Below are 10606 nucleotides of genomic sequence, written 5' to 3'. Positions count from 1 at the left end.
TAAGAATATTTTATCATAAATCCTAAACTCGTAGAGTTTGGGATTTATTTTTTTTACAAAAAAAGAGCTACGCACTAATTATTTAGTGCGACAGCCCCAAAATTAATTTATTTTCCACAACATTTTTTGTACTTTTTACCACTACCACATGGACAAGGATCATTTCTACCTACTTTATTCTCATTTCTAACTATTTTAGAATCTTTATATTCTTTTTCTATTTCATGTCTCTTTTCTACTGAGAATATACCATCCCATTGTGATAAGTTATATAAGTAGTCAGCCTTTGCATCTAACATATTAAAATATAACTTTTCTAAGTTTATATCAAATACTAATTCAGTATTTGAATCTACAGATTCAAGATCATATGGATTGTTTAAACTATCATTTATTCCATCAACAAATCCCATTATAAATTCTTCTGTTGTATTATATTCTTTAGCAAGATTTGAAATCATAACTTTTTTTACATTTTTATGATCTGCTAATAAATCTCTATATATTTTTGTTTCTATAGCGCTATATTCATCCCAAAAAGCCTTTTCGCCCTTAGTCTTAACATATTCTACTACCATATCAGTCCAATTACTGTATAAACTCATACTATTCTCCTCTTTTCTAAATATATTTTTTTTATAATTCTATATAGCCACTTGGCTCTTTTCTACTTGCCATAGAAAGTATTACATCCTCACCTTGTTTTAACCCTCTATCTTGTACTACATTTAAAACTGTTTGATAAGCTAAATCAGGATGATTATTTGTATTACTTAAATGCCCTAATATAACCTTTTTTCCCAATCCATTTTTCACTATATTAACTATAGCTTCGCCACAATCATCATTAGATAAGTGACCAACTTCGCTTAATATTCTTCTTTTTAACGAATATGGATATGGACCGAACTTTAGCATATTAACATCATGATTACTTTCCAATAAAATAACCTCTGAGTCTTTTACATTACTATAAATTTCTTCTGTAAACACACCAAAATCAGTAGCAACACTTACTTGCTTTATCCCATTACTTACTGTATAACCTACTGGTGATATAGCATCGTGTGGTATTATAAAAGACTTTATACTTAAGCTACCTATATCAACACTTGTTCTTCTATCCATAACTTTTATGTTATGCTCTTTTACCTTACCTATTGAACTTTCCATAGCAGCCCAAGTCTTATCATTAGCATATATAGGGACATCGTATTTTCTTGATATTATTCCTACACCTTTAATATGGTCACTATGCTCATGAGTAATGAATATTCCATCTAACTTACTAGGATCTTGCCCAATAGACTTCATTGCTTCATCAATCTTTTTTCCCGGCATACCAGCATCAATTAATATTTTTGATTCTTTATCACCTATAAAAATACTATTGCCACTGCTACCACTATATAATGAGCAAAAAATCATTTACTTTTCCCCCATCTTAATCTTCACTACTAACTCTATGTATGTCAGCTCCTAAAGACCTAAATTTTTCCTCTATATGAGGATATCCTCTATCTATATGTTCTATATTTGTAATCTCTGTTTCGCCTTCAGCCATAAGCCCAGCCACTACCATAGCCGCTCCTGCTCTTAAGTCAGTTGCTACAACTACAGCTCCTGTTAACTTTTCTACACCATCAATTAAGGCTACTCTACCTTCAACTTTTATGTTAGCACCCATCTTTTTTAGTTCATCAGTATGTTTATGTCTATTTTCATATATAGATTCATTAATCATACTTCTTCCTGGTACTGTTGATAAAAGTGAAGACATAGGTTGTTGTATGTCTGTTGGAAAACCTGGATATGGAGTTGTTTTTATATTAACTCCCTTAAGTTCTCCATCCACTGTAACTCTAACACTATCGTCACCTTCTTCAACAACTACTCCCATTTCCATAAGTTTTGCTGTTATAGATTCTAAGTGCTTAGGAATCACATTTTTTATTGTAATATCCCCTCTTGTTGCTGCAGCAGAAATCATAAAAGTACCTGCCTCAATCTGATCAGGAATAACACTATAAGAACATCCTCTCAGCTCTTTAACGCCTCTAATTCTAATAATATCAGTTCCTGCACCTTTTATGTCTGCCCCCATAGTGTTTAGGAAGTTTGCAACATCCACTACATGTGGTTCTTTTGCAACATTTTCTAATGTTGTTACTCCTTCAGCTAATGTAGCTGCAATCATAACATTAATTGTAGCTCCAACTGAAACAACATCAAAGAAAATATTATTCCCAATTAATCTATCTGCTTTAACATTTACAGCTCCATGTTCTATAACAACTTCTGCACCTAATGCTTCTAAGCCTTTTATATGTTGGTCTATTGGTCTAACACCTATAGGACATCCCCCTGGTAATTCTACTCTAGCTTGCTTAAATCTTGCTAGTAACGATCCAATAAAATAATAAGAAGCCCTCATTCTTCTAACATCTTCTGTGCAAGCATTAAAATTATTTACATCCGTACTATCAATTTCTAATGTATTACTATCTAACTTATTTACAGTGCATCCTAAGCTTTTTAATATACGTTCTAAGCAATGCACATCTTCTATATCCGGTATATTATCAATTACACATTTTCCAGTGCTTGCCATTATGGTAGCTGGTAATATTGCAACTGCTGCATTTTTTGCACCATTTATTTCAACCGCTCCCCTAAGAGACTTCCCTCCATTAATAACTAACTTTTCCATCAAATTCACCCTTATTCAAAGATTATATATATTAAAATTCCCAAAATTCATAATTATATCCAAAATTCTATTAAATACGCATTATAACTCTATTGTATAGAATTCTATCTTAACCATTATAACATAAAGTATATTTATTTAAATATCTTTTTTATGGCAAATTCACCTTTTTGGTAACTATACTCATCTAATTTGTTAAATTTTTAGTATTTTTAGTAAATTAAATAAAATCAACGCTTTTATGTTTTTTTATATTTGGTAATATGTTATAATTTATAACAAAGTTTGTATATAAAATTTTCCTGAATGTGAGGTTTGCTATGAAATATTATATTGTGGCACTATTCGATGATGAATCTTATAAGTTAATATCACCTATCCAAAAGAATCTTTCAAAAAAATATAGGGCTAATAGAAATTCTCCTCAACCATACATCGTTTTGGGAGCTTTAGAAAATCCAACTATAGATAAGCTTAGTCCTATCTTAGAAAAGATTTTAAAACCTTATAAAAAGTTTAAAGTTGAATTGTGCGATAGTGTTTGTGTAAGTGAGACTACTAAAACAGTAAATCTCAAGATTGAACATATTGGATACATAAAAAAGATTTCAAGAGTTATTAACGATACTTTAAAATTATATGGATTTAATATATTAAATAATGATGAAGATGAACTTGCTATTTCTTTAGCCAATGTAAATTATTTTAATAAGGATAAAAAAAATAATAGTGAAGTACTATATGATTCAAATAAAAATAATAAAATCTATCCTACACTAAAAGTTGATAGATTTGAAATATGGAAAATTTCTAATAGTAGAAGAGAAACATTAATAAAAAGTTATCCTCTTAGAAATTTTTAAAGTAATAAAAACTCCTATTTTTTCAAAGAATAAATAGGAGTTTTTATTATTTTTTTTAATATTTGAAAAATATTTGTTTTGTAGTCGTTTTCTGACCTTTTCTTTATTCTAAAGATTCTGTAAAATATATAAAGACGATTGCCTTGAAAATTAAGGGGGATATAAATATGCAAATTGAAGATTTGTTTAAAATACAAAAAGAAGCTAATAACAAAGTTCAAATAGATTCTAACATAAGTGGCTATAAACTTCTTGCAAGAAAGCATCTTGAACTTCAAATAAAGATGAGTGAATTAGCTAATGAGACAAAATGCTATAAGTATTGGATTGATGATAACTTTACTATAGAGAAAAGTAATGTATTCAGTAAATATATCTCTTGCTTCAGGCAAGTCTTATCTTTAGGAATTGACAAAGGATATGACAATATTGAATGTATTACTATACAACCTAGTGAATATTGTTTAAGCGATCAATTTTTAAATTTATATATAGACATAAATGACCTTCTAATATCTTCTTCTGAAGATCACTATATTACCTTATTAGAAGACTTTTTAAGTCTTGCAATAAGTCTAGGTTTTTCTGAACAAGATATTATAGATGGTTTTAACTTATAACTTTATCACATTTTAAGCTCTCTAATTTTTAGGGAGCTTTTATTATATTATAAAACTCTCTGGGAATACTATTTTTGAGGTGATTAAAATGATAGCTATAATTACAGCAATAATTTCCGGTATTGCTATGAGTGTTCAAGGTGTATTTAATACACGATTAGGAGAAAAAATTGGAGTTTGGGAAACAAACGTTTTTGTTCAAGGAAGTGCCCTTATACTAACTTTAATTATTACCTTTTTTATGGGTAAAGGAAGCTACAATCAAATTAAAGAGGCCAATAAATTATATTTATTAGGGGGTGTTCTTGGTGTTGTAATAACCTATACGGTTATGAAAAGCATTAGTGGTTTAGGCCCTACATGTGGAATTGGTATAATACTTGTTGCTCAATTATTAGCAGCTGCATTAATTGAAGCATTTGGACTATTCGGAAGCGAAAAACTTAATTTTACATTAAAAGAATTTATAGGTATTGCAATTATGGTTATAGGTATTATAGTATTTAAATGGAAACATTAAACAAAGGAGTTCTATAATGAATATACTTAGTAATATTAAATTTTTATCCATACTAACAGTAACCAATATAAAAGAATACTTTAATCAAAGAAATGATATTTCTAATGAAGAATTAAAAACTGATTCAGTACATTGGTATGGTCATGCTACTACATTAATTAATTTATCAGATACTATAATACTTACTGATCCAGTTTTAAATAATACTTTAGGATTCTTTAAACGAGTTGCTAACCGTCCTAGTAGTCTTGATAATCAAAAAATAGATTATATTCTACTATCTCACGGACATATGGATCACACTAATTTCTCTTCCTTAAGAAAGTTAGATAAAAATATTACTATTATAGTTCCAAAAGGGTATAGACGATTAATGAAATTATTGGGATTTAAAAATGTTATAATGCTTCGTGATACAGAAATATATGAAGATGAAAATATAAAAATTACAGCTATAAAAGCTAATCACGATGGTCGTAGATTTTATATAGGAATAGATGATGAAAGTAATTCCTATCTTATAGAAAAAAATAAAAAGAAAGTGTTTTTCGCTGGAGATACAGCTTTTACTAATGATTTCAACAACTTAGAATGTGATGTTGCTATTATGCCAGTAGGTTGTTATAAACCAGATAGATTTTCATATATGCATTGTACTCCAGAGGAAAGCTATAAAATGTTTAGTATGATGAAATGTAATGCAATGATCCCTGTTCATTATAAGACCTTTAAGATATCACTAGAAGATTTCAATGAAACACATGATACACTTGTTAATTTCAAAGATGAAAGAGTTAAAATTCTAAATATAGGTCAAACATATAAGTTTTAAGCAGTTTTTATAATAACTGCTTTTTTTAGTTATATTAACAAAATCGCCCTAATCTTTATACTATATAAGTGAAAGAATTTATAGGAGTATTTTATGTTTTCATTTAGAAGTAAGATAGACTCTAACCTAAAGTATTACATGGAAAATAAAGTTTATAAAAAATATAGAGTTCTAATCAAATGTAAAAACTTCACAAAAGAAATTGCCAAAAAAATCTCCTCATATAGAGGAGAACTTATATATATATTAGAATATTCAAATATAGTTTGTGCTAAATTAGATAGCAGGTCTATGGAACGTATTTCAGAATATCCTGAAGTTAAATATATAAGTTTTGATGAATACTTACATTTATGTGGAATGAGCGTATCCACTGCTAATAAAGTTTATATTTCCGAAAAAGTTTCTTTATCTGGAAAGGGTATTGGTATAGGTATTGTTGATAGTGGAATATATCCTCATCCAGATTTACTTTCTCCATCTAATAGGATATCTAACTTTACTGACCTAATTAATAATTTCCAATATCCCTATGATGATAATGGTCATGGCACATGCACCGCTGGTATAATTGCAAGTAGTGGAATAACATCTAATAATATGTATAAGGGAATAGCGCCACGTTCTGATATATATTGCTATAAAGCTTTTGATAAATGCGGAAAAGGATTTTCATCTACAGTTCTCTATGCAATTGAGTCATTAATAAAAACATCTAAAGAAAAAAATATAAAAATTCTATGTTTACCCTTTGAATTACAAAACCACAATATCTTTATAATCAATGCTTTTAAAGATACATTTGATAAAGCAATTGAAAATAATATTGCCCCAATTGTACCTAGTGGAAGTAATTTGAATGAAGATTTTTCTATTATGGGAATTGCAACCTTAGATAATTGTTTAACTGTTGGTGGAGTTGATACTAATAACTCATTAAAACCTTACTTATACTCATCTTCAGGTCCTTTTAAAAATCTTTCAAAACCTAATCTAAGTGCTGCATGTGTTGATATAGTATCTCTTAATTCAGATACATCCTATTTATCTGAAAAAGATGGATTTAAAATATATCCTAAAAAATTAGATGTATCATATAAATCATTTTCTGGCACCTCTATATCAACAGCCTATATCTCTGGAATATGTGCTCTTTTATATGAAAAGAATCCAAACTTATCCTTCAAAGATTTATGTTCACTATTAAAGCTATCCTGCGAATTAGGAGAACTCCCTAAAAATCAGGTAGGAGAAGGAACTATAAATCTTTATAAGTTATTAGATTAATTAACTAAATACTTTTTAGGATCCACAGGACTACCATTTACTCTAACCTCAAAGTGTAAATGTGGTCCTGTACTTCTTCCTGTACTTCCTACCCTACCTATTAACTGACCTTTTTTTATTTCATCTCCACCTTTTACTTCAAACTTGCTTAAATGTCCATATATAGTTTCTATCCCATCTTCGTGTTGTAACAATATCTTATTTCCATAATTACCATCATACCTGCATTCCTTCACTTTTCCATCAAGAGCTGAATAAACTGGATCCCCAATTTTCCCTGCTATATCCATACCACTATGTGTATTCCCCCACCTTGGTCCAAAATTTGATGTTACATATCCACCTCTAGTTGGCATTCTTAAAAATGCTACATCCTCTTTTATTGGTCTCTTAGTTCCTCTATATATAACCTTATCTATACTCTCTTTTATTATATCTTGCTCTATTATTTCTTCATTTATTTTTAGTCCATTTCTGTATACTACGTTAGCTATAACACTCTTACTCCCTTCCTCCCCCTCTTCTACATAACCTTCCCCTAAATACATATCATCTCTATTTACTACTTTTGTTGATATATCTATACTATCAACTCTTTCTTCTCTACATAATATATCTACGGATACTAGATTATTAAATTTATCACTTTTTATAATATTTCTAGCTATCTCTTCAATAGGTTTCACATTTCTAATTATTTCATTCCCCTTTTCATATCTTAAATTAGCTTTTACATCCACAGATAAAATTTTATCTCTATCTATATTACTTTCCTCAATAAATATCTCCCCTATTGTTTTTAAAACCTCCTTACCCTCTTGTTCATTTAGAACTAATCCATAATATTGATTTCCTAAATAAATTTTAGTTAGAACAGCTTCTGAATTTATTGAAGATATTATAGAATCTCTTAAATCTTTATCAGTTACTTTTACTTTTTTATATGTAATATCATTGTTATCTTCTTTATCTATAAGAATGTCATTTATATTATTCTTAATTTCATTATATTGCATTGATAACTCTTCTATTTGTCCATAACACTCTACTTCTTGATTATTAATATATAATTTATATATATAATCACTGTTCAAACCTAATAAGTTAATAATGATTAATATTATACTGCTTATTAAACAACATAATATAAATTTAATTTGTAATCTTATATCCATACATCATCCCTTCAATTCCAAAAACACATCAATTAATTTTCCCATAATCTATTAATTTATACATTATATATCTATTTAGATAAGTTGTTATCCATCTTTTCCTTTGTTATAATTATTAAATATGATGTTTATAAAATACTAATTTTGAAAGGAGGAATGTTAGAATGAGTACTTTTATATTGAAAAATAACACATGTACATTTACACCTATTAGCAATGTTTTTATTGAAAAATATATGCCATTTGCTAGAGGAGAATTTATTAAGGTTTATTTACTTCTATTAAAATATAACTTTTCTAATGAGCCTGGAGTAAATAGTTCAATACTAGCATCTTCCTTAAATCTGTTAGAATCTGATGTAATGAATGCATTAAATTATTGGAATGACCAAGGCGTAATAAAATTTGTTCCTGTAGATAAAATGAATAACTTCAGTATAGAATTTGTACCACTAGATAATGATTTAAGTAGTACTTCACCAGATGTTAATTTATTAGATGCACTAAATAACACAGAAACTAACGATATGTTAAGAGATATAGAAAGAATACTTTGTAGACCTCTTTCAACAAAAGAGATGGAAATATATTTAGGATGGCAAAAAGATTTTTCTTTTACATCAGAGCTTATCCTGATACTTATTGAATATTGTGCATCAAAAGGTAAAGTTGATTACAGGTATATAGAAAAAGTTGCTCTAGCTTGGAATGATATGGGTATAAAAACTATTGAAAAAGCCCAAAGTTATATAAAGCAAACAGAAGATAAATGGATTAAAATAAGACAAATACTAAATTATCTAGGAATTAACAATTCAGAAATTATGAAGCCTCAAGAAGAACTTTTGAATAAGTGGATTAATATATATAAGTTTGACATTCAATTAATAAAGAAAGCTTGTGACATTTGTTTTCAAAGACTTAATAGAGCTGACTTTAAATACATTGATGGTATACTTAGCAAATGGTTTAATGACAATATAAAAACCCTAGATGATGTTGCGCTAAAAGATAAACAACATAAAAATAATTATAAAAACTCATCTCCTAATTATCCAAAGAACTTAAAAGCCTCAGGATTTAATAACTTTGAACCACGGTCATATGACTATGACTCTTTAGAAAAGAAATTGTTAGGATGGGATGTTGATGATTAACGGATATCAAGCAAAAATTATGGACGTTTATGAAAAGATACGTGATGAAGAATCTAAAAACTTAGAACTTAGAAGAAACGAAATTCGTAATTTGTATCCAGAAATAATGGATATAGATAACTTAATTCAAAAACGTTCGCTTCAATTATCTATGGCTATACTTAAGTCTAAGGATGCAGATGAAACTATAAAAAAGTTTAGAAATGAAATTACAGATTTAAGAGTAAAAAAATGTGAAATGTTAGTATCTAAAGGATATGACCCTGAGTATTTAACCTTAAAATATAGGTGTAATAAATGTCAAGACACAGGTTTTATAGGTATTAATAAGTGTTCATGCTATAAACCAAAACTAATAAAATTATATTATCAAAATTCTTTACTTGAGGATACTCTAAGAGAAAAGAACTTTGATAATTTTGATCTTAATTTATTTTCAATGCATAAGGTAAGCGATGATAAATTTTCTCCTAGAAAAAACATGGATAATATTGTATCTTATATTACTTCTGAGTATTTGCCAAACTTCAATACTTCAAATACTAATCTACTTTTCTATGGTAACCCTGGAAGTGGAAAATCTTATTTGTCTTATTGTATAGCTAAGGAACTATTAGATCTAGGTTTTTTAGTGGTATACAAAACTTCAGAAGAACTTATAAGAGACTTAAGAGATATAAAGTTTAATAATAATGCTAAATTAGAGGAACTATTAATTGAATGTGATTTACTTATTATTGATGATCTTGGTGCTGAATCTAAAAGTGATTTTTCAATAACAGAACTTTTTAATCTTATTAACAGAAAACTATTAAGAAATAAAAAGATGCTTATTTCAACTAACCTTTCACTCCCTAATATAACAAATATATATAGTGAAAGAATTTACTCTAGGTTATTAGGTGACTTTAAACTTTTCAAATTTTATTCAGATGATATTAGAATAAAATTAAATTTAAAAAATAAAAGGTAATGTAGATTTTCTACATTACCTTTTTTATTCTTTAAGAAATTATATCTATTATTAAATTGTGGATAACTTCAACAATTTAGCTATATATTAGTTCATTTATGCAGATGGGCGAAAAAAATCGACGGCTCCACAGTCGCCTTGGCGATTTTTTTATAACCCTTTTCTCTATAAAAGCAAAAAAACATCAACTAATGTTGATGTTTTAATTTGGCGACTCAGAAGGGGCTCGAACCCTCGACCTCTGGCGTGACAGGCCAGCACTCTAACCAACTGAGCTACTGAGCCAAATTATCTGGTGGGCACAACAGGGATCGAACCTGTGACCCCCTGCTTGTAAGGCAGGTGCTCTCCCAGCTGAGCTATGCGCCCAAATAAAAATGGTGACTCCTAGGGGAATCGAACCCCTGTTACCACCGTGAAAGGGTGGTGTCTTAACCGCTTGACCAAGGAGCCAAATAATGGAGCTGGC

11 protein-coding genes and 3 tRNA genes are annotated in these 10606 nt (G+C 28.7%); 7 read left to right on the top strand and 7 right to left on the bottom strand.

Going from position 1 to position 10606, the window contains the following annotated elements:
* Positions 1 to 107 precede the first annotated feature (107 nt).
* Genes KIB46_RS15455 through KIB46_RS15445 form a run of 3 tightly spaced genes read right to left on the bottom strand, consistent with a single transcriptional unit; the run spans position 108 to position 2710 of the window.
* On the bottom strand, positions 108 to 605 hold the full coding sequence (locus KIB46_RS15455) for an SEC-C metal-binding domain-containing protein (RefSeq protein WP_156561440.1): 498 nt from the start codon (positions 603 to 605) through the stop codon (positions 108 to 110).
* A gap of 31 nt (positions 606 to 636) precedes the next feature.
* Positions 637 to 1428, bottom strand: coding sequence for an MBL fold metallo-hydrolase (locus tag KIB46_RS15450; RefSeq protein ID WP_156561441.1), 792 nt, complete (start codon positions 1426 to 1428; stop codon positions 637 to 639).
* Positions 1429 to 1444: 16 nt separating this feature from the next.
* On the bottom strand, positions 1445 to 2710 hold the full coding sequence (locus tag KIB46_RS15445; protein ID WP_156561442.1) for a UDP-N-acetylglucosamine 1-carboxyvinyltransferase: 1266 nt from the start codon (positions 2708 to 2710) through the stop codon (positions 1445 to 1447).
* A gap of 320 nt (positions 2711 to 3030) precedes the next feature.
* Here KIB46_RS15445 and KIB46_RS15440 point away from each other — a divergent pair, with 320 nt between their 5' ends.
* From KIB46_RS15440 to KIB46_RS15420, 5 genes are all read left to right on the top strand, one after another.
* Complete coding sequence (locus KIB46_RS15440) at positions 3031 to 3573, top strand: hypothetical protein (protein ID WP_156561443.1); 543 nt, start codon at positions 3031 to 3033, stop codon at positions 3571 to 3573.
* A 167-nt stretch (positions 3574 to 3740) separates the two neighbouring features.
* Complete coding sequence (locus KIB46_RS15435) at positions 3741 to 4193, top strand: dUTP diphosphatase (protein WP_291673038.1); 453 nt, start codon at positions 3741 to 3743, stop codon at positions 4191 to 4193.
* A gap of 88 nt (positions 4194 to 4281) precedes the next feature.
* Positions 4282 to 4713 (top strand): DMT family transporter, encoded by a 432-nt coding sequence (locus KIB46_RS15430; protein WP_156561445.1) that lies wholly within the window; start codon positions 4282 to 4284, stop codon positions 4711 to 4713.
* A gap of 16 nt (positions 4714 to 4729) precedes the next feature.
* Positions 4730 to 5545 (top strand): MBL fold metallo-hydrolase, encoded by an 816-nt coding sequence (locus tag KIB46_RS15425; protein ID WP_156561446.1) that lies wholly within the window; start codon positions 4730 to 4732, stop codon positions 5543 to 5545.
* Positions 5546 to 5638: 93 nt separating this feature from the next.
* The gene (locus KIB46_RS15420) at positions 5639 to 6832 is read left to right on the top strand and encodes a S8 family serine peptidase (protein ID WP_291673035.1); all 1194 of its coding nucleotides are present in this window, start codon (positions 5639 to 5641) and stop codon (positions 6830 to 6832) included.
* Here KIB46_RS15420 and KIB46_RS15415 read toward each other — a convergent pair.
* Positions 6829 to 8007 (bottom strand): peptidoglycan DD-metalloendopeptidase family protein, encoded by a 1179-nt coding sequence (locus KIB46_RS15415; RefSeq protein ID WP_156561448.1) that lies wholly within the window; start codon positions 8005 to 8007, stop codon positions 6829 to 6831. The two genes, KIB46_RS15420 and KIB46_RS15415, sit on opposite strands and share 4 nt — an antisense overlap.
* 164 nt (positions 8008 to 8171) lie before the next feature.
* Between KIB46_RS15415 and KIB46_RS15410 the strand changes: the two genes are divergently transcribed.
* Positions 8172 to 9164, top strand: a complete 993-nt coding sequence (locus tag KIB46_RS15410; RefSeq protein ID WP_156561449.1) for a DnaD domain protein — start codon at positions 8172 to 8174, stop codon at positions 9162 to 9164.
* A complete protein-coding gene (locus KIB46_RS15405) occupies positions 9157 to 10137 on the top strand; it encodes an ATP-binding protein (protein ID WP_291673031.1) in 981 nt (326 codons plus the stop codon). Before KIB46_RS15410 ends, KIB46_RS15405 begins: the two co-directional genes overlap by 8 nt.
* 208 nt (positions 10138 to 10345) lie before the next feature.
* Here KIB46_RS15405 and KIB46_RS15400 read toward each other — a convergent pair.
* The 3 genes from KIB46_RS15400 to KIB46_RS15390 all read right to left on the bottom strand — a co-directional run bounded on the left by KIB46_RS15400 (position 10346) and on the right by KIB46_RS15390 (position 10590).
* A tRNA-Asp gene (locus tag KIB46_RS15400) sits at positions 10346 to 10422 on the bottom strand.
* 8 nt (positions 10423 to 10430) lie between these two features.
* Positions 10431 to 10506, bottom strand: a tRNA-Val gene (locus tag KIB46_RS15395).
* A 9-nt stretch (positions 10507 to 10515) separates the two neighbouring features.
* Positions 10516 to 10590 (bottom strand) — tRNA-Glu (locus KIB46_RS15390).
* Between the last annotated feature and the right edge of the window lie 16 nt (positions 10591 to 10606).

The sequence above is a fragment of the Clostridium sp. genome, assembly GCF_018372875.1.
Taxonomy (GTDB): domain Bacteria; phylum Bacillota; class Clostridia; order Clostridiales; family Clostridiaceae; genus Clostridium.
Note: the sequence above shows the minus strand (reverse complement) of the source record. Positions and strands in the feature narration are given on the sequence as shown.

Bases quoted from the DNA above. Each gene is read 5' to 3' on its own strand.
- KIB46_RS15455 (WP_156561440.1), bottom strand. From the start codon at position 605: ATGAGTTTATACAGTAATTGGACTGATATGGTAGTAGAATATGTTAAG.
- KIB46_RS15450 (WP_156561441.1), bottom strand. From the start codon at position 1,428: ATGATTTTTTGCTCATTATATAGTGGTAGCAGTGGCAATAGTATTTTT.
- KIB46_RS15445 (WP_156561442.1), bottom strand. From the start codon at position 2,710: ATGGAAAAGTTAGTTATTAATGGAGGGAAGTCTCTTAGGGGAGCGGTT.
- KIB46_RS15440 (WP_156561443.1), top strand. From the start codon at position 3,031: ATGAAATATTATATTGTGGCACTATTCGATGATGAATCTTATAAGTTA.
- KIB46_RS15435 (WP_291673038.1), top strand. From the start codon at position 3,741: ATGCAAATTGAAGATTTGTTTAAAATACAAAAAGAAGCTAATAACAAA.
- KIB46_RS15430 (WP_156561445.1), top strand. From the start codon at position 4,282: ATGATAGCTATAATTACAGCAATAATTTCCGGTATTGCTATGAGTGTT.
- KIB46_RS15425 (WP_156561446.1), top strand. From the start codon at position 4,730: ATGAATATACTTAGTAATATTAAATTTTTATCCATACTAACAGTAACC.
- KIB46_RS15420 (WP_291673035.1), top strand. From the start codon at position 5,639: ATGTTTTCATTTAGAAGTAAGATAGACTCTAACCTAAAGTATTACATG.
- KIB46_RS15415 (WP_156561448.1), bottom strand. From the start codon at position 8,007: ATGGATATAAGATTACAAATTAAATTTATATTATGTTGTTTAATAAGC.
- KIB46_RS15410 (WP_156561449.1), top strand. From the start codon at position 8,172: ATGAGTACTTTTATATTGAAAAATAACACATGTACATTTACACCTATT.
- KIB46_RS15405 (WP_291673031.1), top strand. From the start codon at position 9,157: ATGATTAACGGATATCAAGCAAAAATTATGGACGTTTATGAAAAGATA.